Origin of the sequence: Dechloromonas sp. TW-R-39-2 (assembly GCF_016864195.1) — a bacterium.
Lineage (GTDB): Bacteria > Pseudomonadota > Gammaproteobacteria > Burkholderiales > Rhodocyclaceae > Azonexus.
Map to the genome: position 1 here is coordinate 2865341 of NZ_CP045202.1, position 24399 is coordinate 2889739.

The 24399-nt window shown below is 57.8% G+C and carries 19 protein-coding genes and 1 tRNA gene; 10 read left to right on the plus strand and 10 right to left on the minus strand.

What is annotated here, in order from left to right; translation table 11 throughout:
* Positions 1–114: 114 nt before the first annotated feature.
* From bamC to GBK02_RS13905, 5 genes are all read right to left on the minus strand, one after another.
* Positions 115–1245, minus strand: a complete 1131-nt coding sequence (gene bamC, locus GBK02_RS13885) for an outer membrane protein assembly factor BamC (protein WP_203467219.1) — start codon at positions 1243–1245, stop codon at positions 115–117.
* A 15-nt stretch (positions 1246–1260) separates the two neighbouring features.
* Positions 1261–2139: a 4-hydroxy-tetrahydrodipicolinate synthase gene (gene dapA, locus GBK02_RS13890; protein WP_203467220.1), complete on the minus strand. Its 879-nt coding sequence runs from the start codon at positions 2137–2139 to the stop codon at positions 1261–1263.
* A 78-nt stretch (positions 2140–2217) separates the two neighbouring features.
* Entirely contained in the window at positions 2218–3189 is a 972-nt protein-coding gene (gene tilS, locus GBK02_RS13895) for a tRNA lysidine(34) synthetase TilS (RefSeq protein ID WP_203467221.1), read from the minus strand.
* Complete coding sequence (locus GBK02_RS13900) at positions 3158–4126, minus strand: acetyl-CoA carboxylase carboxyltransferase subunit alpha (protein ID WP_203467222.1); 969 nt, start codon at positions 4124–4126, stop codon at positions 3158–3160. Before GBK02_RS13900 ends, tilS begins: the two co-directional genes overlap by 32 nt.
* A 60-nt stretch (positions 4127–4186) precedes the next feature.
* Complete coding sequence (locus tag GBK02_RS13905; RefSeq protein ID WP_203467223.1) at positions 4187–4804, minus strand: DNA-3-methyladenine glycosylase; 618 nt, start codon at positions 4802–4804, stop codon at positions 4187–4189.
* A gap of 122 nt (positions 4805–4926) precedes the next feature.
* Here GBK02_RS13905 and GBK02_RS13910 point away from each other — a divergent pair, with 122 nt between their 5' ends.
* Entirely contained in the window at positions 4927–6111 is a 1185-nt protein-coding gene (locus tag GBK02_RS13910) for an EAL and HDOD domain-containing protein (RefSeq protein WP_203467224.1), read from the plus strand.
* Here GBK02_RS13910 and GBK02_RS13915 read toward each other — a convergent pair.
* The gene (locus GBK02_RS13915; RefSeq protein WP_203467225.1) at positions 6108–6749 is read right to left on the minus strand and encodes an MBL fold metallo-hydrolase; all 642 of its coding nucleotides are present in this window, start codon (positions 6747–6749) and stop codon (positions 6108–6110) included. The two genes, GBK02_RS13910 and GBK02_RS13915, sit on opposite strands and share 4 nt — an antisense overlap.
* Before the next feature lie 57 nt (positions 6750–6806).
* On the opposite strand from GBK02_RS13915, the gene GBK02_RS13920 reads away from it, so the two are divergent.
* Positions 6807–7730, plus strand: a complete 924-nt coding sequence (locus GBK02_RS13920; RefSeq protein WP_239003038.1) for an HDOD domain-containing protein — start codon at positions 6807–6809, stop codon at positions 7728–7730.
* Here the strand turns inward: GBK02_RS13920 and GBK02_RS16995 are convergent.
* The 4 genes from GBK02_RS16995 to GBK02_RS13935 all read right to left on the minus strand — a co-directional run bounded on the left by GBK02_RS16995 (position 7718) and on the right by GBK02_RS13935 (position 13124).
* Complete coding sequence (locus tag GBK02_RS16995) at positions 7718–7852, minus strand: hypothetical protein (RefSeq protein WP_256435908.1); 135 nt, start codon at positions 7850–7852, stop codon at positions 7718–7720. The two genes, GBK02_RS13920 and GBK02_RS16995, sit on opposite strands and share 13 nt — an antisense overlap.
* On the minus strand, positions 7849–9054 hold the full coding sequence (locus GBK02_RS13925) for an MFS transporter (protein ID WP_203467226.1): 1206 nt from the start codon (positions 9052–9054) through the stop codon (positions 7849–7851). Before GBK02_RS13925 ends, GBK02_RS16995 begins: the two co-directional genes overlap by 4 nt.
* Positions 9055–9092: 38 nt before the next feature.
* Entirely contained in the window at positions 9093–11015 is a 1923-nt protein-coding gene (locus tag GBK02_RS13930) for an ATP-binding cassette domain-containing protein (RefSeq protein WP_203467227.1), read from the minus strand.
* A gap of 66 nt (positions 11016–11081) precedes the next feature.
* Positions 11082–13124: a methyl-accepting chemotaxis protein gene (locus GBK02_RS13935; RefSeq protein ID WP_203467228.1), complete on the minus strand. Its 2043-nt coding sequence runs from the start codon at positions 13122–13124 to the stop codon at positions 11082–11084.
* An 87-nt stretch (positions 13125–13211) separates the two neighbouring features.
* Between GBK02_RS13935 and GBK02_RS13940 the strand changes: the two genes are divergently transcribed.
* The 8 genes from GBK02_RS13940 to GBK02_RS13975 all read left to right on the plus strand — a co-directional run bounded on the left by GBK02_RS13940 (position 13212) and on the right by GBK02_RS13975 (position 24383).
* Positions 13212–13286: transfer RNA gene (locus GBK02_RS13940), tRNA-Arg, on the plus strand.
* 201 nt (positions 13287–13487) lie between these two features.
* The gene (locus tag GBK02_RS13945) at positions 13488–16439 is read left to right on the plus strand and encodes an EAL domain-containing protein (protein ID WP_203467229.1); all 2952 of its coding nucleotides are present in this window, start codon (positions 13488–13490) and stop codon (positions 16437–16439) included.
* Complete coding sequence (locus GBK02_RS13950; RefSeq protein ID WP_203467230.1) at positions 16436–19123, plus strand: PAS domain S-box protein; 2688 nt, start codon at positions 16436–16438, stop codon at positions 19121–19123. The genes GBK02_RS13945 and GBK02_RS13950 overlap by 4 nt, the downstream gene beginning before the upstream one ends.
* Entirely contained in the window at positions 19120–20436 is a 1317-nt protein-coding gene (locus GBK02_RS13955; protein ID WP_203467231.1) for an HD domain-containing phosphohydrolase, read from the plus strand. The genes GBK02_RS13950 and GBK02_RS13955 overlap by 4 nt, the downstream gene beginning before the upstream one ends.
* Complete coding sequence (locus GBK02_RS13960; RefSeq protein WP_203467232.1) at positions 20433–21008, plus strand: response regulator; 576 nt, start codon at positions 20433–20435, stop codon at positions 21006–21008. Before GBK02_RS13955 ends, GBK02_RS13960 begins: the two co-directional genes overlap by 4 nt.
* Positions 21009–21010: 2 nt before the next feature.
* Positions 21011–23038: a bacteriohemerythrin gene (locus GBK02_RS13965; RefSeq protein WP_203467233.1), complete on the plus strand. Its 2028-nt coding sequence runs from the start codon at positions 21011–21013 to the stop codon at positions 23036–23038.
* A 154-nt stretch (positions 23039–23192) separates the two neighbouring features.
* Complete coding sequence (locus tag GBK02_RS13970; RefSeq protein ID WP_203467234.1) at positions 23193–23969, plus strand: fused MFS/spermidine synthase; 777 nt, start codon at positions 23193–23195, stop codon at positions 23967–23969.
* 147 nt (positions 23970–24116) lie between these two features.
* Positions 24117–24383 (plus strand): hypothetical protein, encoded by a 267-nt coding sequence (locus tag GBK02_RS13975; protein WP_203467235.1) that lies wholly within the window; start codon positions 24117–24119, stop codon positions 24381–24383.
* The last annotated feature ends 16 nt before the right edge of the window (positions 24384–24399 follow it).

Below are 24399 nucleotides of genomic sequence, written 5' to 3' on the forward strand. Positions count from 1 at the left end.
TTTTATTGCCCGAAAATTTGCACACACTCACCTGAGGCAACTTCGAGCAATAAAAAAGCCCGGATTAACCGGGCTTTTTTATTGGGCTGCCTGAAACAGGCTCCGACAAGAAGATTATTGCAGCTGCTGCAAAAGCAAGGCCAAAATCCGCTTCGATGTTTCAGAACGATCAGCTCCGCCTTCCGCCGAGAGAACCTGGACGCCGCTCCTACTGCTTCCATCATCACTGACGTGGATACGATATTGCACCTTTGAACTGGCAACCGGCTCCGAGCTTTTCCAAAAGGCAAGCTTCGACAGGAAGCCAGGATCCTTCTTGGTGTTATCCACCTCGGGATCAACGTAACGAACGAAGTAAAGCCCTCGCGACCGGTCACGATCCTCAACCGTAAAGCCAACGCGATCAAGCGCCAGGCCAACACGACGCCAAGCACGGTCAAAGCGTTCATACACTTCGAGAGTACCTGAACCATCGTCCTTTGCAGCCAACTTGGCCCGAGGCTCAGCTTTTGTAACTGCAACCAGCGCTTCGGCGCGTTTTTCTTCAGAGCCCAGGCGAACCATCAGGCGACGCAACATCTCCGCTTCAAGCTCAGCATCGGCAGCACGCGGCTGCCAACGTGTATCCTCTTTGGAGGACGAGGTATAGACCTCCTCCATGCCGCGATGGCTGATGAATACATCGGTCGTTCCAGGCTCGGCGCCCGGCTCCAGGCGAGTACGGAACTTGTCACGTTCGCCGGTCGAATAAAGCGAGTCCAGGAAACTACCCAGCGTCCGCCGAATGATATCGTCGCCAATCTTGGCCCGATTTTCAGCCCAATCGGTTTCCATCACCCCCGCATCAGGACGCTCGGTCTTGATGATGAAGCCGGTTTCCTGCCAAAAATCCTTAACCGTATCCCACAGCTTGTCGGCTGGCACAGCAACGACCAGCCAGCGCTGGTTGCCAGAGCGCTCGACACGCACCTTATCAACCTGAGGCAAAATAGCCGAATTCTGTGCCTGAGCACCGGGAGTCCGGTCTGCGCTGTAGGCCGAGAAAGTAGCGCTCCCCTTGCCTGCTGCATCGGGCACCAGAAAACGGTCGTCCCTGGCAATCTGCGACAGATCCGGAGGCACTTCAAGCGTAGGCGCTTTGCCTGCCGACTTGTAGTCGATCTTGCGAGAATCAGGAATCAAACTGCACCCAGCCAGCGAAATAGCCAGCAGGGAAAGGGTAAGGCTGGAAAGCCGACGATTCATGTTTTCTCCGATCCGTCAGGCGGGGACACCGGCCAGGCGCATTGCAGCAAGAACGCGCGGCTGGTTGGCTTCACTCAGGGTTGTCAGCGGCAGACGAATGCCACCGGGCATCAAGCCCAGTTGCTGAACGGCCCACTTGACGGGAATCGGATTGGCTTCGCAGAAGAGATCGCGGTGCAGGCCGAGCAATTTGAACTGGATTTCACGCGCCTTGGCCACATCACCCGCCGCGGCAGCAACACACATTTCGTGCATCAGGCGCGGCGCAACGTTTGCGGTGACCGAGATATTGCCGTGGAAACCAAGCATGATCGAGGCGACGCAGGTCATGTCGTCACCGCTATAGAGGGCGAAATCCTTGGGTGCCCGGACGATCAGGTCGCAAGCGCGATCGAGGTTGCCGGTCGCATCCTTGACCCCGACGATACCCGGCAACTCAGCCAGGCGCAGGATGGTGTCATTCGACATGTCGGCCACCGTACGGCCCGGCACGTTATAAAGCAGGATCGGCAGTTCGACGGCTTCGGAAATCGCCTTGAAGTGACGATAGAGGCCTTCCTGGGTCGGCTTGTTGTAATAGGGCACGACAGACAGCGCCATGTCGGCACCGGCCTTCTTGGCGAACTCGGTCAGTTCGATGGCTTCGGCGGTCGAATTGGCGCCGGTACCAGCGATCACGGGAATGCGCCCGGCGGCGTGGTCGACCGTGACACGAATCAACTCGCAATGCTCATCGACATTGACCGTCGGCGACTCACCTGTCGTTCCGACGACCACGATGGCATCAGTGCCTTCGCGCACGTGAAAATCGACCAGATTGCGCAGCGAGTTCAAATCGAGGCTGCCATCCTCGTGCATGGGGGTGACGATGGCGACAATGGATCCGGTAATCATGGCCTTGTTCTAAAAAAGGTAATCCCTTGATTGTAACTGAAGGCTATCCTGAGCGGAAAGACGCTTAGTAACAGATTGTTATTTTTCGGCGAGCCAGCACAAACGCCCACGACCGGCGCGCATCACGCCGTCGGGCAAGCGCAATTCAGGATGGCGATCAGGCCCGGCCGAACAAAGCTGACGGGCAAATTCATCGATCCGCGCCGCAACAGGAACGCGCCAGCCGAGACAGCGCAGGCGATAACGCAGCAAATTCTTTAGGCGCGCACCCGAAAGCAAGCGCAAAGCATCGAGACGCGCATCCTCCTGCTCAGCCACGGCCAGCCAATCTGCGGCGGCCAGCTCATCCAGCAAGACGCCGGCCTCGGCAAAGTTTTCTGCCGCTTGCGCCAAAGCGGACTCTGCGGCCGGGAAGTGCCGGCTTGCCACGGTCAACACTTCATGCCGCAGATAATTGCGGCTCAAGGAGAGATCACGATTACTTTCATCATCGACCCAGGACAGCCCATGAGCCAGGGCATAACGCTCAATCTCGGCACGCGATGCGCCCAGCAAGGGACGAAGCAAGCGATAGCTCCCCACCTGACGCTCACCTTGCATCCCGGCCGCACCGACGATGCCGGTACCACGCAACAGATTGAACAGCAGGGTTTCGGCCTGATCGCCGCGATGATGAGCCAGTAAAAGACAATCTGCCTCGATGGCAGAAAAAGCCTGGTAGCGCGCCTGTCGCGCAGCCGCTTCAAGCCCGAGCCCAGCAGTGCGATCAACTTGAACGGGGCGAATCTGCAGTGGAATGCCGAGTTGTGCGCAGAGGCCGGCACAAAAATCGGCCCAGGCATCGGCATTAGGCGAAAGTCCGTGATGCACGTGGATGGCTGACAAACGCCCCTGACGGGGCTGGCGCGACAGAAGGTGCAGTAAAACAACCGAGTCGCAACCGCCGGAAAGCCCGACACACAGGCTTTCCGATCCAGCAAGCCGGGCAGCCAGTTGCTGGCTTACCCGGGCCGGCAAATCAATGTTGCGCTTGTTCCTTGAAGCGGCCATAACTCATCAGCCGCTCATAGCGCGTGGCCAGCAACTCGTCAGTAGACAATGCGGAAAGCTGCTTGAGCGCATCCTGCAATGCTTTTTTGAGGTTCTGCGCCATGGCTGCGTGATCGCGATGAGCACCACCCAGCGGTTCGCTGACGATCTTGTCGATCAGACCCAGCGTTTTCAGGCGCTGCGCCGTGATCCCCATTGTTTCGGCGGCATCCGGCGCCCGTTCGGCGCTTTTCCAGAGAATCGATGCACAGCCTTCGGGCGAAATTACCGAGTAGGTCGAGTACTGCAGCATCTGGACAATATCGCCGACTGCGATGGCCAGCGCACCACCGGAACCGCCTTCACCGATAATGGTGACGATAACCGGCACTTTCAACTCGGCCATCACATAAAGATTGCGGCCAATGGCTTCCGACTGACCACGCTCTTCGGCATCGATGCCGGGATAGGCACCCGGCGTATCAACAAAAGTCATGACCGGAATGCCGAATTTCTCGGCCAGCTTCATCAGGCGCAAGGCCTTGCGATAGCCTTCCGGGCGCGGCATGCCGAAATTGCGATAAATCTTTTCCTTGGTATCGCGACCTTTCTGGTGCCCGATGACCATGACTGGCTGGCCATTGAAGCGGGCCAGACCACCAACGATGGCGTGATCGTCGGCAAAGGCGCGATCACCGTGCAGCTCTTCAAAATCAGTGAAGATCAGCGACAGGTAATCCAGCGTGTAAGGACGCTGCTGGTGACGGGCAACCTGCGAAATCTGCCAGGGCGTGAGCTTGGCGTAGATATCCTTGGTCAATTGAGCGCCTTTGCTCTCCAGCCGATCGATTTCGTCGGAGATATCAACGGCGGAATCATCCTGGACAAAGCGCAGCTCTTCGATTTTTGCTTCGAGGTCGGCAATGGATTGCTCGAAGTCGAGGAAACTTGTTTTCATGGACAGCTCGTTTTCTAGATCGGCGGGTATTTTACCCTAAAGGTTTGCCAGACCAGTTCATCAATACTCGACAGGCAAGGGATCGAGGCTGCGCCAGAGGTACCAGGTCGCCACCGAACGCCACGGACGCCAGCGTTCGCCAAAATCAGCCAAAGCCTGCCAGGAACACTTTTCCCCGGCAAAATAATGCTTGAAGACGGCACGTTGCAGACCGATGTCGTCCAGCGGAAATACGTCCGGACGCAGCAAATTGAAAATCAGAAACATTTCAGCCGTCCAGCGACCGATACCTCGCACCGTCGTCAATTCAAGAATCAGCGTTTCATCGTCAAGCCCATCCCAATCGGCGGGACAAAGCTTGCCACTGGAAAAACTTGCCGACAAATCAAGCAGATATTCCATTTTTCGCTGCGACAAACCACAGCCAGCCAAGCCTTCCGGCCCCAGTTCAAGCAATCTGGCCGGCGTCAGCGTACCGATTTGTGCGATGAATTTCCCCCAGACAGCCTCGGCTGCCTTGACCGAAATCTGCTGGCCGATAATCGAACGAACCAGTGTGGCAAACGGATCACCGCGCGAAACCAGCGCCAGGTCCCCGTAGCGCGACACGAGCTCGGCCATGACCGGATCGACGGACGATAATTCAGCGGCAGCACGCGACCAGTAGCTTGGAGTCATGTCTCCAATTATATGAAGATGCTGCGGTCGACCGCAGTAAATCGGCCAATCAGGGCAAACGAGCATGACGCTCCACGGGCGAGTTTGCTACCATCGGCAGAAAATAATCTGGAAAGTAGGCAATGCAGCAATCCGAGTTTCTGTTCATCCACCCTCTTCTCGGCCCCGATGACGCTTGGGCTGGCTACCATGCGGAATTTCCCCCCGAACGAGCTGCCAACAGCGAAATTCTGAGCGCTTGCTGCAGCCACCCCCTGCTTACCGAGTTTGACTTGCGCCACCCATGGTTCATTCCTGCCATGCCGGAGGCAAGCCACAATGCTGCGGTCAACAGTCGATTGATCAACGTTTTCGCCGCAGGCTCGGCGCGTCCGAAGGATAGCGAGGCGCTCAGCGAATTCGAGGAACACCTGCGCCAGTTGCGCTGCAAGACCGGCATCACCGTACGCCCGGAAGACAAGCTGCCGGCAACCGGCACCTGGGATTACCTGCTGATCAGCGCCAGCCACGCCCGCTCCCTGCCACCTTACACGTTGCTCGGCATGGCCAGCCGGACAACCGTGTTGATCACCAGCGTACACAGCCACGCCGACCACACCTGGGGACAAGCCAATGCGTGCAGCCTGTCCACCGGGGAATATCTGCTGGCCAGGAATACGCAGGGCAAAAAAGCCGATACGACCCGTTTGAAATTGCTCGAAATGCTCGGCCTGCTCGCCGAAGATGCCGATACCGGGGCACTGGAAGCCATTTTCCGCCAAGAAGCCAAGCTGTCCTACAGCCTGTTGCGCCTGGTCAATTCGGCCGCCATTGCACCGCGCACACCGATCACCTGCTTTGCCCAGGCGATCAACCTGCTCGGACGGCGACAATTGCAACGCTGGCTGCAACTGCTGGTTTATGCCGATCCGAACAACGGCCAGCAACCCAACCCCCTGCTCCAGAAAGCCGCTGCCCGTGGCCGCCTGCTCGAACTGCTCGCCCCGACCATTGCGGGTCAGAGTGCCGATGAAATCGGGGATACCGCGTTCATGATCGGGGTATTTTCGCTACTCGACACACTGCTCAACATGTCGATGAGCGAAATCCTGCAGCAACTCCCGTTGCCTGAAATCGTCCACAAAGCGCTAGCCGAGCACGAAGGCCCGCTCGGCGAATTGCTCCGCGCTATCGGTTCAGCCGAAGGCGGTGACCTGAAGTTCGCTCATGGCCAACTTGAAAAGCTGAATATTGACGGAACGCTCTTCCTCAACGCTCAACTGACTGCCTTGAGTTGGGCGGCAAAGATTCGTCCCAGCCAGGACTAGCCAAAACGACCGCTGAGAAAGGGGTTGTACTGCCGCTCCTCACCGAGCGTGGACATCGGACCATGCCCCGGAATGAAGTCGACCGCATCGCCCAGCTTGAACAAATGTTCCTTGATCGAGCGAATCAGGGTGGCGTGGTTGCCTTTCGGGAAATCGGTCCGACCGATCGATCCCTGGAAAAGCACATCGCCGACCTGCGCCAATTGCGTCGGCGCATGGTAAAAAACAACGTGCCCCGGCGTATGACCGGGACAATGCAAGACATCCAGTTCGACCTCGCCAAAACTGACTTTATCGCCATCGTTCAACCAGCGTGACGGCGTAAAACTGGCGACATTCGGAAAGCCGAACATCTTGCTCTGCTGCGGCATACCATCGATCCAGAAACGATCATCCTCATGCGGCCCTTCGACAGGCACCGGGCAACGTTCTGCCAGGGCCGCCACGCCGCCGGCGTGATCGATATGGCCGTGCGTCACCAGAATCTTGGCCAACGTCAGGTTTTCATCGCTCAGCACCTGCATGATGCGGTCGACGTCGCCGCCGGGGTCAATCACGGCCGCCTGACGGGTCTTTTCGCACCAGAAAACAGTGCAGTTCTGATCGAATGGCGTGACAGGAACAATGGCGTAGCGCATGACAAAAACCGGAATGATTGGGGAAGCTGAAATTATCGCACGCCGGCGCCCTTGCCCATGCTGCGCCACGCCCTTAAACTCGGAGCCGTTCATGACCCGCCGTATTTCGAGGACTCGCCCTGCATGATCGACCATCCGCTGCATGATATTGACGCCTGGGTGTTGCTTTTCAACAGCAACACGCTGCCGGTGCTGCGCCTGACCGAGCGTCGCCTCGGTGAAATGCGCAAGAACCTCGACCGGGTTGATGCGCGCGAACTGGCCAAGCTGATTCTCCAGGACCCGATCATGACCGTACGCGTCCTGGCTTTCATACAGCCTTTGCATGGACGCGCCCTGCAGCATGACATCACAACCATCGCCAGTGCGGTGATGATGGCGGGCATAGAACCATTCTTCAATCGTTTCGACGAATTGCTGACCATCGAAGAACAGCTTCAGGATGCCGACCGACATGCACTGCTGGGCATTCTGCAGATCATTCGCCGAGCCCAGCGAGCCGCCGATTACGCCCAGGAGTGGGCCATCTGGCGCCACGACATCAATATGGAAGAAATCCGGATTGCAGCCTTGCTGCATGATCTGGCCGAAATTCTTGTCTGGTGCTCGGCCCCCAAGCTGGGCCTGGATATTCTGGCCAGGCAAAAAGCCGACCCAACCTTGCGCAGCGTCGAAGCACAGACGCAGGTTCTTGGTTTCACCTTCCAGGACATCCAGCAAGTGCTCTGCCGGGTCTGGCATTTACCGGAACTGTTGTTGCACCTGATCGACGACGAAAGCACCGACAATCCGCGCGTTCGCAACGTCGCGCTGGCGGTTCGCCTGGCGCGGCACTCGGCGCATGGCTGGACGGATGCCGCCTTGCCCGACGATTATCGGGACATCGGCCAATTGCTCAACATTACGCCGGAAGCGGTTCGCCAGCGCCTTGGCCTGGACCCGATGCCAGCCCGCGAGGCCGACAACGCTCAGGCGCAATAGCGCAGATTCGCCCAGTCGAGCAATAACTCGGGCATCTGGTAGGCCGCGAAAAGCAGCGCCAGCACGAACAGGGCCAGCGCCAGGCCAGCCCCGATCAAGAACCAGCGCCACTGGGCTTTCATGCCGCTGCGGTCCGTTCCAACGGTTTTTCGTTGATCGGCCAGGAACACCAGGCGGCGATCAGGGAAAGCCCGATGGCCAGCGCCCAGGCCAGGAAATACGATCCGGTTTGATCAAAAATCCGGCCGCCCAGCCAAGCCCCCAGGAAGCTGCCCAGTTGATGGCCGAGAAAGACCACCCCGGTCAGCATCGACATGTAGCGCAAACCAAAAATCTGCGCCACGAGGCCGTTAGTCAGCGGCACTGTTCCTAGCCACAGCAACCCCATCACCGCTGCAAAAATCCAGGCTGCCGCGGTCGACATCGGGACCAGCATGAAAATGGTGATCGCCACGGCACGCAAAGCATAAATCAGGACCAGCAGGTTCTTCTTGCTGTAGCAACCACCGCCCCAGCCGAACAGGAAAGAACCGAAGATATTGAACAGGCCGATCAAGGCCACTGCCGTCATCCCGACATTGGCCGTCAGGCCGGAATCGACCAGATAAGACGGCAAGTGCAGCGAAACAAACGCCGTCTGGAAACCACAAACGAAATAGCCCCAGAACAGGTAGTGAAAGCTTCGTTCGCCCCCCGCTTCGCGCAGTGCCTGCCCGACCGACTGCCCCGCTCCTGAAGCCGGTTTGTGACCATCGGCCATGGCATTGGCCAGGGGCGCAATCAGGCCGATGCCAACGGCCAGCAAGACCAGTGCGATTTCCCAGCCGTAGGCGGAAATCATTGCCTGCCCGACCGGAAGCACGGCAAATTGCCCGAACGAACCGCCGGCACTGGCAATACCCAGCGCCATGCTGCGCCTCGCCGGCGTCGTATGACGGCCGATGACGCCCATGATCACGGCAAAAGTCGTTCCGGAAAGCCCGAGGCCGATGAGCACACCGGCCGACAAATCAAGCGCCAAGGGAGAAGCCGCCTGCGACATCAAAACCAGGCCGATGACGTACAGTACGGCAGCCCCGGCAACGGTGCGACCGGCACCATGACGGTCGGCCAGCGCCCCGGCAAATGGAGAAGCCAGGCCCCACACCAGATTCTGCAGGGCGATGGCAAAAGAGAAGGTTTCCCGACTCCAGCCGTGGCTGGAGGTCATCGGTTGCAGGAACAAACCGGCGGTATGGCGTACCCCCATCGACAGCGTCAGGATGATGCAGCCGACAATCATGATGACAAGCGGCGTACGCCAGGTTTTGAGTGATGCATTCATTTGCGTGATTCCTCTGGGGCCCTATTCGAACGCGGCAATTACGCCGGGTTCCCGCGTGCTTCAAGAATTTCCCAGCGTTCGAGCAGAACCAGCAACTCATCATCGATGGCCGCAAGCCGGTCAGCGGCCTGTTGGGCTGCGCGAGGATCGGTCTGGTAAATCGAGGCATCTTCAAGACGCTTCGACAGATCGGCCTGCTCGGCCTCCAGGCCTGCAATCTTTTCAGGCAGCGACTCGAGTTCGCGTTGCTCTTTCCACGACAATTTCTCGACCTTGGCCTTGGCCGGCTCGGCCGCCTTGGCGACCGGGCGCGACTCGCTTTTCACCTTGTCGGCCCCCTCCTTGGCCCGGCTCGCCCGGTAACTTGCCCAATCGGTGTACCCCCCGGCGTATTCCTTCCAAAAACCGTCACCCTCAGCGGCAATCGTTTGCGTCACGACGTTATCGAGGAAAGTCCGGTCGTGGCTGACCAGGAAGAGCGTGCCATCGTACTTGGCGAGCAGTTCCTCAAGCAGTTCGAGCGTTTCGATATCGAGGTCGTTGGTCGGCTCGTCGAGCACCAGCACATTGGCCGGCCGAGCAAACAGGCGGGCCAGCAGCAGGCGATTGCGTTCGCCACCGGATAACGAACTGACCGGCGAACGAGCCCGTTCCGGGGCAAACAGAAAATCTTCCAGATAGCCGATGACGTGCTTGCGCGCGCCGCCGATCTCAACCCAGTCTGATCCCGGCGAAATAATGTCGCTCAACGATGAATCAGGATTCAGCTGGGTACGGAACTGGTCGAAATAGGCCACATCGATCTTGGTGCCCTGGCGAACGATGCCGGAATCCGGCTGTAATTCACCGAGAATCATCCGCAATAGCGTCGTCTTGCCGGCGCCGTTCGAGCCGATCACGCCAATTTTGTCGCCACGCTGAATACGCGCCGAGAAATCGCGCACAATTTGCCGTTGACCGTAGGATTTGTTGACGTGCTCCAGTTCGGCGACCAGCTTGCCGCTTTTATCGCCGGCATCGATCTGCAGATTGACCTTGCCCATCCGCTCGCGCCGCGCCTGACGTTCGGCCCGCAACTGATCGAGCCGCTGGACACGGAAAACGGCCCGCGTCCGGCGCGCCTCGACACCTTTGCGAATCCAGACTTCCTCTTCCTTGAGCAGCTTGTCGGCGCGCGCGTTGGCCAGCCCTTCATCGTGCAACAGAGCCTCCTTGCGGACCTGATACTCCTTGAAGCTGCCCGGAAAACTGGCCAGTTTGCCGCGATCCAGCTCGACAATGCGGGTACACACGCGGTCGAGGAAAGAACGGTCGTGGGTGATGAAGAATAGCGTAACACCCATTTCGATGAGCATCGTCTCCAGCCACTCGATGGCGGCAATATCGAGGTGATTGGTCGGTTCGTCGAGCAGCAGAACCTCAGGCGCAACCGCCAGTGCCTGAGCCAGCGCCAGACGTTTTTTCTGGCCGCCAGACAGGCTACCGACACTCGCTTCAGGATCAAGCCCGAAACGGTCGATGACCTTCTCGGCCTGCGCCTCATAGGCCCAGGCACCACGACTTTCAAGTTCGTGCTGCAAGGTTTCCATGCGCGCCATCAGTTCGTCCTGATCACCCGTTCCATCGGACAAGTGATGCACGACCTCATGATATTCGGCAAGAATCTTCGAGGTTTCGCCCATACCGGACACGACGGCCTCAAAAACCGTCGCCTCCATGTCGAAGGGCGGCTCCTGCGGCACATAGCCGACACGAATCCCGGGCTGCACCCAGACTTCGCCATCATCAAGCTTGCCACGGCCGCTACCGGCAGCCAGCGCCGCCAGCAAGGAGGACTTGCCGGTGCCGTTGCGGCCGATCAGGGCAACACGCTCGCCCGGATCGAGCAAAAAATCGGCGTGATCAAGAAGCGGCACGTGGCCGTAGGCGAGACAAGCATCGGAAAGTTTGAGGTAAGGCATGGGACCAATTAAAAACGGCGCCCCGCAAGGCGCCGTGTTGGGAAGCAATTCAGCAATTCTAACGTCTTATGTCGAGAAGCGGGACAACTGGGCCTGCAACTCGGCGGAAAGACGTTGCAGATTTTGCGCCCGTTCGCTGTTGCTTTGCGCCCGACTGTTACTCCCCTGCGCCGCCTGTGCGATGTGCTCGACCAGACGCGCAATCTCCTGGCTGGCAGAGCTTTGCTCGCGTGTGCTGTCGGCAATGCTGTGCACGGTTTCAACCGTCAGGCTGGCCCGCTCATCGATATTAGCCAGCGACTCACCGGCAGCCCGGGCCAGACCGACACTTTCACTCATGTTGCTACTGACCACCTGCATACGCTGTACCGCACGCCCGGTTTCTTCAAGAATGGCCTGAACGGTCGTCGAAATTTCCTGCGTAGACAAAGCGGTACGTTCAGCCAGCTTGCGCACTTCATCGGCAACCACCGCGAAACCGCGCCCCTGTTCGCCAGCCCGTGCCGCTTCGATTGCGGCATTGAGGGCGAGCAGATTGGTCTGATCGGCAATTTCCCGAATCACGGCCACAACGCTGGAAATCTGCTTCGAGCGCTCGCCAAGCGACTCAATCAGGCTGGCCGATTCTTTGATATCACCGGCAACCACATCCAGTTCGGCCATCGCACGACCCACGACATTGCGCCCGTTTTCGGTCACGGCCTTGGCCTCTTCCGAAATATGGGCCGCCTGGTTGGCGTTATCCGCCACCTGAGCAATGCTGACCGACATTTCCTCAACCGAAGCGGCAATCCCCGAAGCCGATTGCGACGCCTGTTGCGACCCCTCCAGCGCCAAGCGCGCCGCGCCCTGCAACTCATTGGCCGCCACACCGACTTGTGCCGATGTTGCCGAAACCCCTTGCACCAGGCTGCGCACACTCTCCGACATGGCGTTGAAGGCATAACCGATTTCATGCACCTCGTTGCGACTTTCCGGCACCGTATCCCGTACAGCCACCCGAAAATCACCGGCACTCATCCGCCGGACTTCACCCACCAGTAGGGCCAGCCCACTCAAGCGCGAACGGACCAGCCAGTACATCAGGAGCATCAGAACCGAGGCAGAAATTGCGCTGATCACCAACAGCAAATTGCGCAGGCGATAGCTCTCTTCCAGATACTCATCCGTCCAACTGCCGGTTGCTACGGTCCACCCCCAGGTTTTGGCCGTTTCGGCATAAATGATTTTTTCACGCTCGGCGCCACTCTCGGTCAGCATCGTGTAGCGGAACAAGCCACTCTTGTTGGTCAGGATCTGGCGCAAGCTCTCCTTGACCGGCGCAGCAACATCCACCTCGGCAATCATCTTGTCCTGGAATTTCGGGTGCAGGACAAATTCACCAATGGTTTTCTCATCGGTCGGCCGAATGATGTAAACGTAGCCGGTCTTGCCCGCGACAAGGCTGCCGAACTGCTCGCGCAAACGCTTCAATTCGGCATCCAGGCTGATACGCACCGAATAAGCCCCCCACACCTTGCCATCCGCCCCCTTGAAAACCTTGACCGTACTGAAATTGTATTTCCCGCCCCGAATGGTCAGCCCGGTGTAGTCCTGCCCGGCCAGCACCGCCTTACTGACCGGATCTCCCTGGCCGATCGGCACACCATTCATCGATTTGCCATTTTTATCTTTCAGCAAGGTGGCCAGACGAAACACCTGACCGTCCTTGATCACCAGGAAAGCACCTTCCTCAGCCGTCAGATCCTTGAAATTCTGCAAAACCCGTTCGTTAGCATTCAAAACCTCATTCCCGATACGCATGATCGGCAAATCGACATCTCCTGTTTTAAGTACCCCAGGAGAAAGCACAGGCGCCCCCCCCAGGTGCTTCAGGAAAAAACTCGACTGACGCTCGCCCCGATCACGTACTGCTTCATGCGTGGCATCCAGCATGCCTGCCATCATCTTCGCCTCATGCCCCAGATTGGCCTCGGCCACCGCAACCGCAGCGCGATCCGCATTGCGCTGAACCATCAGGGTCATGATTAAAAACACGACGAACAAAGCCAGGGCGCTGACCAAAATCAGCTGCTGGGCAATCGGGCGACACGAAAACCGATGGAACATGGCCTCACTCCTCATTCTCATTCTGTTTGACGAGGCAAACTGCACAAGCACGCCATGGACCGGTACAATGCGGCCCTGTCGCGCGCTGCCTCCATAGTTAAATGGATATAACACGCCCCTCCTAAGGGCGAATTGGTGGTTCGATTCCACCTGGGGGTACCAGCCCCTCCGCACTGCGCAGCCCCACCCCGTAACGACAAAATATGTTATTTTTGTCAAAAACGAATATAGCACCTCACAATATATTCGTAAAATCTTATGCAGTGCGATACGCTGGATACAGCGTTTTCGGCATAAAGAATACGGAGCGCCATGCCAGCAGAAGACGTGGCAAAAGAGACAACCCGCTGAGGAGGGTGCGGCGTGACACTTCAGGATTGCAATCAGCAGAACGCTCCCCAGCCATTGGTTCTGGCGGTTGATGACGCCCCGATCAATCTGACGATTCTGGCGGCACGACTTGAACCCGAGGGGATCGATGTTCGCCTGGCTGGCGATGGCCGGACAGCATTGGACTATGCACACCTTGAGCCGCGCCCCGACCTCATCCTGCTTGATGTGATGATGCCCGACATGGACGGCTATGCCGTTCTGGAGGCTTTGCGCAGAAGCCCTGAAACACGCGATATTCCGGTCATTTTCGTCACCGCCCGCAACCAGACCGAGGATGAGGAAAAGGCTTTACGGGCAGGCGCGGTCGACTACATCACCAAACCGATCAATCCAGCCATCCTGATGGCACGCGTCCATTTGCAACTGGAACTGAAACGCGCCCGGGAATTGGCGAGCGGACAGAAAAACTGGCTGGAGCAAGAGGTCAATCGCCGCATTGCCGAAAACAATCTGCTCGATACCCGCCTGCAAGTCGCGCTGTCACTGACCGGTTTTGGCACTTGGGAAAACGACCGGACGGCCGGCATTTCGCGCTGGAGCGAATCGCTCAACCAGATTCTGGGTTTGACGCAAAGCCCCAATTTACTGTCCGACGTCCTGGAACGTGCGCACCCCGAGGATTGCCTCAAGGTTCAAAGCAGCCTGACCGGGCAAGACGCAACGGACCATGAAGTGCACATCGAAGAATTCCGCCTGCGCCACGAAGATGGTCACTGGGTCTGGCTGGAAGTGCGCAGTAAAGTCACGCAGCGGGATAGCGACGGACAAGCTCGAATCACCACGGGCACGATGTCCGATATCGGCAAGCGAAAATCAACCGAACTTGCCGAACGCCTTGCCTCGGTTGTATTCACGGGCATTAACGACGGAATTTGCATCACCGATCAAGACAAGAACATTCTGCTGGTCAACAAGGCTTTTACCAAGGTGACTGCCTACTCGCCGGAAGAAATCATTGGTCAGACACCTGAAATCCTGCGTTCCGGCCTGCATGGCGAAGCGTTTTACCAGGAAATGCAGGAAAGCATCCAGCAACATGACAACTGGCAAGGTGAAATCACCAATCGGCGTAAGGATGGAGAACTGGTCACCGAATGGCTCAGTATTTCGGCGGTCCGCGATTCCCGCGGTCAACTGACTAATTACGTCGGAATTTTCAGCGACCTTTCCGAACGAAAAGCGGCTGCCGAGCGAATCCAGTACCTGTCCAGCTACGACCCGCTGACCAACCTGCCGAACCGTAATCTATTTGGCGACCGGCTCGATCAGGCATTGATCGTGGCCCGCCGCTTTGAACGTGAAACAGCCGTCATCCTGCTTGATCTGGATCGATTCAGAACGATCAACGATACCTTCGGGCCTCCTGCTGGCGACAGCGTACTGATGGAAGTAGCCCGCCGTCTGAATCTGCAAGTCCGCGACGGAGACACGATAGGACGCCGCTCGGGTAACGAATTTGGCTTTGTGATGGCCAATTTGAGCCATGAACACGATGCCATTGCCCTGGCACAACGCATGCTCGATGCAATTGCCGTTCCCTTCACCATCGGCGAACATGCGATGGTCATTACGGCGAGTATCGGAATCAGCGTTTCGATGCGGGACGGCGGCAGTGCAGAAACCCTGCTCAACAATGCCGATGTCGCCCTGCTGCGCGCCAAACAAGGCGGTCGCAACACCTTCCGCTTCTACTCCCCGGAGATGAATGCCAATGCCGCACGCCGCCTGGGGCTCGAAGCCGCCCTGCGCGACGCTTTGCACAACAACGAACTCGCCGTTTTCTATCAACCGCAGGTCAGTCTCGAAAGTGGCAACCTGCTCGGCATGGAAGCGCTGCTGCGCTGGAACACACCGGCCTTCGGGCAGATATCGCCCGCCGAGTTCATCCCGATCGCAGAAGAAACCGGGATGATCGTACCGATCGGCGAGTGGGTCCTGCGGCAAGCCTGCCAGCAAACCCGCCAGTGGCTGGACCTGGGGCTGGCCAACCTGAGAGTTGCGGTCAACCTGTCGACACGGCAATTTCGCCAGCGCAACCTGATTGACCAGGTAAGGCGCGCATTGACAGAAAGCGGTTTGCCGCCTCATGCACTGGAACTTGAAATTACCGAAAGCGCGTTTATCGACGATGTCGACGAAGCCATTGCCCAATGCCGTGCGCTCAAGGCGCTGGGCACCAAGCTTTCGCTCGACGACTTCGGAACGGGCTATTCATCGCTGGCCTACATTTCCCGCTTTCCCTTCGACAAGATCAAAATCGATCAAAGTTTCATTCGCGACATCATCGAAAACCCGGCCAACGCTGCGATTGCGACGGCCACCATCGTCATGGCCCGCAGCCAGAACCTGGCCGTCCTTGCTGAAGGCGTCGAGACGGAAGCCCAGGCAAGCTTCCTTCGTGGCCGCCGTTGCGATGCCATGCAAGGCTTTCTGTTCAGCCACCCCTTGCCAGCCAGCGAATTTGCCCAACTGATGACGGCGAACAAACGCCTGCCGATCGCCGACGCCCCCCGCGAAAGCGCCCAGACACTACTGATCGTCGATGATGAGCCGAACATACTGGCATCGCTCTCGCGCCTGCTTCGTCGAGAAAGTTTTCAGGTTCTGACGGCCAATTCACCCAGTGAAGCTTTTGAATATCTGGCCAAGCACCCGATCCAGGTCATTTTGTCCGATCAGCGCATGCCGGAAATGAGCGGTACCGAATTCTTCGCACGCGTCAAACAGCTGCACCCGGACACGATCCGTATCGTCCTGACCGGCTATACCGACCTTGAATCAGTCACTGGGGCGATCAACCGCGGTGCAATCTACAAGTTCCTCACCAAGCCCTGGGACGACGACCAGTTGCGCGAACAAATCCGGGATGCCTTCCGTCTGGCAAAAGACATACGCCCCCAACACAGCCGGAATGAAGCATGAAACATATCTCCGCCAACTTCCTGCGCGCCTTTCTGCCAGCCGCCGCACTGGTCATTTTCGGCAGCTGGATAAGCAACCCGGCCCATGACTGGCAATCTTGGGGATTCGCTTTTCTACTGCTCGCCGCCTATGCCTGGATACTCGGCTCACAACTCAAGAGTGCAGCGGCAGAAGCCCTGGCCCAACAGCGCTATCACGCCATTTTCGATCACTCGACTGTCGGCATGGCGCGTGCCTCGGCCGATAAATATTGGCTGGAAGTGAATCCGGCGCTCTGCCGGATATTGGGCAGCAATGCCCAAACCTTGCTGGGCAAAACCTGGGCGGAAATGACCCACCCGGACGACCTGCCCGGCAGCCTGATACATTTCGAAGCCATCCTGCGCGGCGAATCAAACGGGTATTCGATGGAGCGGCGCTTTGTCTGTGACGACGGATTGATCATCCACACCTTCATGTCGACCTACGCCATACGCAAGCCGAACGGGCAGCTCGACTGCCTGGCGATCGTTGTCGAAGATCTATCGAACTGGATTCTGGCCGAGAAGGAATGGGAACGCTCGGCCAAAACCCTGCAACGCTTTGTCGATCACATGCCGGGAACAGCCTACATCAAGGATGCTGACAGACGAATCCTGGTGGCCGGCAAAGGGTTCACCAATCTGCTGGGCGTTGATCCGCGACGCATGATCGGACATACCTCGGAAGAGTTTTTCCCGGAATCGATCGGCCAAAAAATTGCCATCGATGACGCCAGGATTCTCGCCAGCGGCAAGACAGAAGTCATTGACGACTCATTCGACGGACGCCATTACGAATCTACCAAATTCGTCATTCCCAGGGACGATGGCCCGGCCGACCTGGGCGGCATCACGATCGATGTTACCGCGCGGCGTGAAGCCGAACTCCAGCTGGCACACCAGGCACGACGTTCAAGCGTCCTGCTTGAGTTGCCAGCCAAAGCGGAGGCTCTGCCAGAGTGCGAATTCATGCAATACGCACTGGAACAAGCCGAAGAACTGACGCAAAGCCGGATCGGTTCGATTCATTTCATCAACGACGATGGCCAGCAACTCGAACTGGTGGCATGGTCGAACTGCACCGAAGACAGAGAGTGCACGGCGGCCTCCGCCAGCCATTACCCACTCAGCGAGGCCGGCCTCTGGGCCGATTCTCTGCGCCAGATGCAGCCCGCCGTCATCAACGACTACGCGGCGATGCCATGCAAACCCGGCCTGCCCGAAGAATACACCGGCCTCAAGCGCCTGCTCAGCGTCCCGGTCGTCAATACCGGAAAAGTCCGCATGCTCACCAGTCTGGGCAACAAGCCGTGTGATTACACGGATATCGATGTTGAAACCGTCCAGCTGATCAGCAATGAAATCTGGCGGATCGTTCGCCGGCAACGCACGGAAAGTGCCTTGCGACTTGCCATGCAGGTCGTCAATGCCAGCCCGGTCGTCTGCTTCCGCTGGTCGGCCAGCGAAGGCTGGCCGGTCGTTTTTGTTTCAGACAACGTCAAGCAATGGGGTTACACGCCAGCCCAACTCATTGCCGGCACACCTTCGTTCAGCAGCCTGATTCATCCGGACGACCTGCGCCGTGTCAGCGAAGAAATCAGCCAGAAATCCGCCGCCGGGCTGCCGGGCCACGAACAGGAATATCGCCTGCTTACGGCCGAAAACAAGGTCATCTGGGTCGTCGACCGCACGATTGTCCTGCGCAACGAAGCTGGCGACATCATTTTCTACGATGGCGTTTTAACCGACATTACCGAGCGCAAGCAACAGCAACTGATGCTGGCTGAAAATCTGGATCACCAGCAGCAACTCAACAAGCGTCTTGAAGAAGCCAACAACCAGTTGTTGCAATCCGAAAAAATGGCTTCGATCGGCCAGCTCGCAGCCGGCATTGCACATGAGCTGAATAATCCCATCGGCTTTGTACACTCCAATCTCGGCACGCTCGACGGCTATGTTCACGACTTGATGAGCATCATCAGTGCCTACGAAGAGCAGCTCGGCGCACCGGCCGATGCAGCGCATGCAGAGATCATCCGGCGTCTGAAAGCCGAATACGATTTCGAATTTCTCGAACAAGACATTTTCAGCCTGCTGGGTGAATCCAAGGATGGCTTGAGTCGTGTCCGCAAGATTGTTCAGGATTTGAAGAGCTTCTCGCATGTTGGCGAGCAGGAATGGCAGGAGGCCGACCTCCACCAAGGGATCGATTCGACCCTGAACATTGTCTGGAACGAGCTCAAATACAAATGCAAGGTGGTCAAGGAATATGGCGACCTGCCGCACATTTACTGCCTGATCTCGCAACTCAACCAGGTATTCATGAATCTGCTGGTCAACGCCGGGCATGCCATTGAGACACAAGGCACCATCACCATCCGGACACAGCGCAGCGGCACCGACATGGTCTGTATCGAAATCAGCGATACCGGCAAGGGCATCTCGCCCGAGCATATCAACCGGATTTTTGAACCCTTCTTCACCACCAAACCGGTCGGCAAAGGCACGGGGCTGGGACTTTCCCTGTCCTACAGCATCGTCAAACGCCATTGCGGCCGCATTGAAGTCGACAGTCAGCCAGGACACGGCAGTACATTTCGGATATTGCTGCCGATTCATCCAAGCCCTGAAACCCAAGCCAAAACGCCGGAGACCTTTCCATGACCGAGGCCAGCACCGCCTCCACCCTGCTGCTCGTTGATGATGAGCCCAGCATCCTGTCGTCCTTGCGACGTCTTTTCCGGCCGCACGGCTACCGTATATTTACGGCGGAAAGCGGCGCCGAAGGATTGGAAATACTTGAACGAGAACACGTCGATCTGATCATTTCCGACATGCGCATGCCGGAAATGGATGGCGCCACCTTTCTCAAGCACGCCAAAGGGCGCTGGCCGCAAACCATGCGGCTGTTGCTGACCGGCTACGCAGATATCACATCGACCGTCGCCGCCATCAACCAGGGCGAAATTTATCGTTACATCGCCAAGCCCTGGGACGACAGCGAAATCATCACCGTCGTCCGCGAAGCACTGGAGCGCCAGCGGCTCGAAGCTGAGAACCTGCGTCTGACGGCCCTGACCCAGGCCCAGAACGACGAGCTGAAAGCCCTCAACGCCAGCCTGGAGCAGAAAGTGGCCGAGCGTACGGCCGAGTTGCGTCAAGCGCTCAGCTTTGTCGAACAGGCTCACGGCGAACTGAAGAAATCCTTTCTGACCAGCGTTCAGGTCTTTGCCGGACTGATCGAACTGCGCAGCGGCCCGGCCGGCAGCCAGATGACCGGACATGGCCGGCGGGTGGCCGAGGCGGCCCGCCAGGTTGCGCTGCGCATGGGCCTCGCCGACAGCGAAGTCCAGAATGTGATGCTGTCCGGCCTGCTGCACGATATCGGCAAACTCGGCTTGCCCGATGACCTGCTGACCAAGCCTTACAACACACTGAGCGGCGAACAGCGCACCCAGGTCATGAAGCACCCGGTCATCGGCCAGAACATTCTGCTGGGCATCGACAAGTTCAAGGACGCCGCCCTGCTCGTCCGTCATCACCATGAATGCTACGACGGCAGCGGCTACCCCGACCGGCTGTCCGGCATCGCCATTCCGCAAGGCAGCCGGATTCTCAGCGTGGTCAATGATTACGATTCGCTGCAAATTGGCACGCTGGTCCAACGGCCGCTCAAGCCGGGCGAAGCCATGAGCTTTCTGATCGAGAACCGGGGCAAGCGCTACGACCCTGCCGCGGTCGACGCGTTCGCCACCTATATTTCCGAAACACACAAACCGGATGTCAGGGAAAGCCCCTTGCGCACGATGCACCTCAAGCCGGGCATGCAACTCAGCCGCGACCTGATGCACCGCGACGGCTACATGCTGTTGGTCAAAGGCAGCACGCTGAACAGCGAAATCATCGGGCAACTGATCAAGATGGAACAGGCCGAGCAGCACACGCTGACTCTCTACATCCGCCAGGAGGACAAATGAGCCGTATCCTGATTGTCGATGATGAGGAATCCATCCTCAAATCCTTGCAACGACTGTTACGTGTTGCTCCCTGCTCGTTCGGCGCCAAAACCTTTCAGCTCGAGGTCCGTATCTTCAACTCGCCGCTGCTCGCGCTTGAAGCCGCCCGCACCGAGGAATTCGATCTCTTCATCAGCGACTACCGCATGCCGGTCATGGATGGCATCGAGTTCCTCAAGGCAGCCAAGGCCATCCAGCCCGATGCCGCGCGCCTGATCCTGTCCGGGTATGCCGATCTCAACGCCCTGCTTCGTGCGGTCAACGAGGTCGGGATCGAACGTTTCATCGGCAAGCCGTGGAACGAATACGAATTGCTCTCGGCCATCGCCCAGATTCTGGCGCATCGTGAATTGCAACTGGAAAACCGGGAACTGGCCAATCTCGTTCGCCTGGAAATGGGCGACCTCACGCCGGAGCAACTTGAAGCCGAACGACTGGAGCGCATCGAGCCAGGCATTACCGAGGTAAATTGGGGCCCGGACGGTTCCATCCTGCTAGACACTGACTTCCCGGAAAACCAGAGCGAGGTGTGACCATGGATGCGTTCATCTGGGATCAGCGTTACATGACCGGTGAGTCGATTGTTGATACCGAGCACCAGGAACTGGTCCGCATCATCAATCTGGTGGTCGAAAAAGTGTCGCGCGCAACGCCGGCCACAGAAATTGAAAGCATCCTGTCCCAACTCGTCAAATACGCAGTTGTGCACTTCCGTCACGAAGAAGAACTGATGATGGAGGTCGGTTGCGACCCGCGTTTCATCGCCGAGCACACTCAGATTCACATCGAGTTTGCCCGTCAAGTCACCAAGATGCGGGAAATCCCCGGCACCGACACCGAGGATTTGCTGCGTTTCCTGACCAGCTGGCTGGCACACCACATCCTGGGCATCGACCAATCGATGGCGCGACAGGTCCAGAGTATCCGCCAGGGAGGCTCGGCCGAGACGGTTTACCTTCAGGAACAAAAACGCGCGGCTGACCCGACCACATCCAGCCTGCTTGATGCAATGAACTCGCTGTATCGCCTGATCGCCGCACGCAACGACAGCCTGCTGACGCTCAACCAGAGCCTTGAACAGCAGGTTGCAGCACGAACGCAGGATTTGTCGAAAACCAATGCCGCCTTGCTGGAAGAGCAGCAATCGCTGAAAGTCGCCATCCAGACCGTCAAGGCTACCCAGCAGAAATTGCTCGAATCGGAGCACAAGCGCAGCGAAGCAGCTGCCCGGCACATGGAGCTGTTTCTGAGCCAGATTATCGATGGCGACCCGGTTCCGACATTCGTCATCGATGCCAGCCACAAAATCACGCACTGGAACCGGGCATGCGCCGCAATCAGCGGCATGACGGCAACTGAAATGATCGGCAGCAACCAGCAATGGTGTGCGTTCTATCCAAGCGCCCGGCCGGTGATGGCCGATCTAATCGTCGACGGCAGCATCAACGACCAGTTCGAAACCTATTACCACGACAAATACAAACGCTGCAGGACGATCGACGGCGCTTTCGAAGGCGAGGCGTATTTCCCCGATCTCAAACATGGCGGGCGCTGGCTGTTCTTTACTGCCGCCCCGCTGCGCGATGCCAACGGCAAGCTGGTTGGGGCCATTGAAACGCTGCAGGATGTCACCGACCGACGCCGAGCCGAAGATGATCTCCGGGAATATCAGAATCATCTGGAAGAACTGGTTGCCACACGTACGCTCGAACTCGCCAGCGCCAACACCGCACTGGAAAAGGACAGGCGCGAACTGGAACAATTGCTCACCAAGGTCGAAGAAGCCCAGCAACAATTGCTGCAATCCGAAAAAATGGCGGCCATCGGCCAACTGGCGGCCGGCGTTGCGCATGAAATCAACAATCCAGTCGGTTTCGTCAATTCCAACTTGTGCACACTCAAGAACTACAGCACCAGCCTGTTTTCAGTCATTGAGTCCTACGAAACAGGCGATCCGGCCAAAATCGAGATGGCCCGCCAGCAAGCCGACCTCGATTTTCTCAAGGACGATCTGCCATCGCTCCTCGCCGAGTCCCAGGAAGGGCTGGTTCGCGTCACCAAGATTGTTCAGAATCTCAAGGACTTCTCCCGAATTGACCAGGCAGAACACCAGCAAGCCGACCTGAATGCCGCCATGGAAAGCACGCTGAATGTGGTCTGGAACGAGTTGAAGTACAAGGCTGACGTCATTCGCGAACTGGGGACGATTCCTGCGGTCGACTGCGTTCCGGCCCAAATAAACCAGGTATTCATGAACCTGCTGGTCAATGCGGCGCAATCCATTCCCCAGCATGGGCAGATTCATGTTCGATCCGGCAGTGAAAACAGCCACGTCTGGTTTGAAATCGAAGACAACGGCATCGGCATGAGCGAAGAAGTCCGGCGTCGTATTTTCGAACCATTTTTCACCACCAAACCCGTCGGCAAAGGCACCGGGCTCGGCCTGTCGATTTCGTATGACATCATTGTCAAAAAACACGGCGGACGCATGGATGTGCGCAGCGAACCCGGCAAAGGCAGCTGTTTCCGCATCTGGCTACCGCTCACCTTTAGCGAGCACTGAGCAGGGCTGCGCCGCCACAGCGTGGCCGCCCTGGGCTTGAGCACCTACAGGACAAGGCAATCTGACACATCCGGTGTTTTCCGGGTCGATCGGTTGCCGCTCACGCTAAAATCCGGCGCTTGAAATCGCAAACTCGCACAATTAGGTCATCTCGATGAAAAAACGTAGTTCGGCACCGGCTCACTCGGTCGATATCAGCGAAGAATCCGGCGTTCGCTACTTGCACTTCGGCTCCGAATGGGTGCAAGGGGCAATGCGCGTCGCCCGGCCATGGTCGCTGGAATTGGCTTACACACGGGAAATGATGGCAGGTCTGCTACTCCGTCCAAACGGTCAGTGGCCACGCAGTGCCTTGCTGATCGGCCTGGGAGCCGGCTCGTTGGCCAAGTTCATTTATCGCCACCTGCCCGATTGTCGTATCACCGTCGTCGAGATCAATCCGCAGGTCGAGATGATCGCCAGCCATTATTTCAAGCTGCCGGACGATCCGCTGCGCCTTGAAGTGGTGATCGGCTGCGGCGCTGACTACATGCTGAGTGGCAACCGTCAGTTCGATTACATCCTGGTCGACGGTTTTGACCCTGACGCACGCGCGGGAGTCCTCGACACCGAACCGTTCTACCAGGCATGCCGCAGCCGATTGAGCGACGATGGATTGCTGTGCGTCAATCTACTCGGTCGAAACAAAGGTTTTGAAGCCAGCGTGGCGCGGATCCGCCAGGCATTCGATGGCCGCGCCGTGATTTTCCCCTCCTGCGACAGCGGCAACACCATTGCGTTTGCCACGTCGGGCAAGCGCGTCGAGGTCTCGCTGGACGACATGCGGGCACAGGCAGCGCAGTTCAAGAAAGATCTGAAACTGGACTTGCTGCCGACCATTACCCGCTTGCAGTTGAGCAATGCTTTCCCTGAAGGAAAACTGCAGATTTAGGTCGTCGACCGTCGCTTGATTAAGCCGCAAATCAGGCTATAAATAAAACATCCGCTGCCCTGAAAAAAACATCGGGGCGGATAGAACAAAACTGATGAAGCAGCAGTCTATCAATCTGGATTTCTTGTTTGAACACAGGAGGAGACCATGCTTTCCATGCAAGATGTTCTTGATTATTGCGACCTTGATCGCGGCGAAATCGAAGCCATTGCCGAACACCAGCACATCCCGATGACGATCGCTGCCGAGATGGGAGAGCTTCTCCTGTGCTCTCCGGAAGGCGTCTATCAACTGCATGCGATGATCATCGAAAACATGCAGCATGCGCTTCAGGAGGGACATTTCGAGCACGTCAAGGATCTGGCCCAGACCTACCAGCACCTGCAGCGGACGCACCCCATCCCCCTGCACTGAAACCTGCAGAATCAAA

Excerpts from the sequence above, each read along its gene's own strand:
- GBK02_RS13935 (WP_203467228.1), bottom strand. The coding sequence starts at position 13,124 with ATGTTCCATCGGTTTTCGTGTCGCCCGATTGCCCAGCAGCTGATTTTG.
- dapA (WP_203467220.1), bottom strand. The coding sequence starts at position 2,139 with ATGATTACCGGATCCATTGTCGCCATCGTCACCCCCATGCACGAGGAT.
- GBK02_RS13900 (WP_203467222.1), bottom strand. The coding sequence starts at position 4,126 with ATGAAAACAAGTTTCCTCGACTTCGAGCAATCCATTGCCGACCTCGAA.
- GBK02_RS16995 (WP_256435908.1), bottom strand. The coding sequence starts at position 7,852 with ATGAAAGCCCAGTGGCGCTGGTTCTTGATCGGGGCTGGCCTGGCGCTG.
- bamC (WP_203467219.1), bottom strand. The coding sequence starts at position 1,245 with ATGAATCGTCGGCTTTCCAGCCTTACCCTTTCCCTGCTGGCTATTTCG.
- GBK02_RS13970 (WP_203467234.1), top strand. The coding sequence starts at position 23,193 with ATGAAAAAACGTAGTTCGGCACCGGCTCACTCGGTCGATATCAGCGAA.
- GBK02_RS13975 (WP_203467235.1), top strand. The coding sequence starts at position 24,117 with ATGCTTTCCATGCAAGATGTTCTTGATTATTGCGACCTTGATCGCGGC.
- GBK02_RS13930 (WP_203467227.1), bottom strand. The coding sequence starts at position 11,015 with ATGCCTTACCTCAAACTTTCCGATGCTTGTCTCGCCTACGGCCACGTG.
- GBK02_RS13955 (WP_203467231.1), top strand. The coding sequence starts at position 19,120 with ATGACCGAGGCCAGCACCGCCTCCACCCTGCTGCTCGTTGATGATGAG.
- GBK02_RS13910 (WP_203467224.1), top strand. The coding sequence starts at position 4,927 with ATGCAGCAATCCGAGTTTCTGTTCATCCACCCTCTTCTCGGCCCCGAT.
- GBK02_RS13915 (WP_203467225.1), bottom strand. The coding sequence starts at position 6,749 with ATGCGCTACGCCATTGTTCCTGTCACGCCATTCGATCAGAACTGCACT.
- GBK02_RS13950 (WP_203467230.1), top strand. The coding sequence starts at position 16,436 with ATGAAACATATCTCCGCCAACTTCCTGCGCGCCTTTCTGCCAGCCGCC.
- GBK02_RS13925 (WP_203467226.1), bottom strand. The coding sequence starts at position 9,054 with ATGAATGCATCACTCAAAACCTGGCGTACGCCGCTTGTCATCATGATT.
- GBK02_RS13965 (WP_203467233.1), top strand. The coding sequence starts at position 21,011 with ATGGATGCGTTCATCTGGGATCAGCGTTACATGACCGGTGAGTCGATT.
- tilS (WP_203467221.1), bottom strand. The coding sequence starts at position 3,189 with ATGGCCGCTTCAAGGAACAAGCGCAACATTGATTTGCCGGCCCGGGTA.
- GBK02_RS13960 (WP_203467232.1), top strand. The coding sequence starts at position 20,433 with ATGAGCCGTATCCTGATTGTCGATGATGAGGAATCCATCCTCAAATCC.
- GBK02_RS13920 (WP_239003038.1), top strand. The coding sequence starts at position 6,807 with ATGCTGCGCCACGCCCTTAAACTCGGAGCCGTTCATGACCCGCCGTAT.
- GBK02_RS13905 (WP_203467223.1), bottom strand. The coding sequence starts at position 4,804 with ATGACTCCAAGCTACTGGTCGCGTGCTGCCGCTGAATTATCGTCCGTC.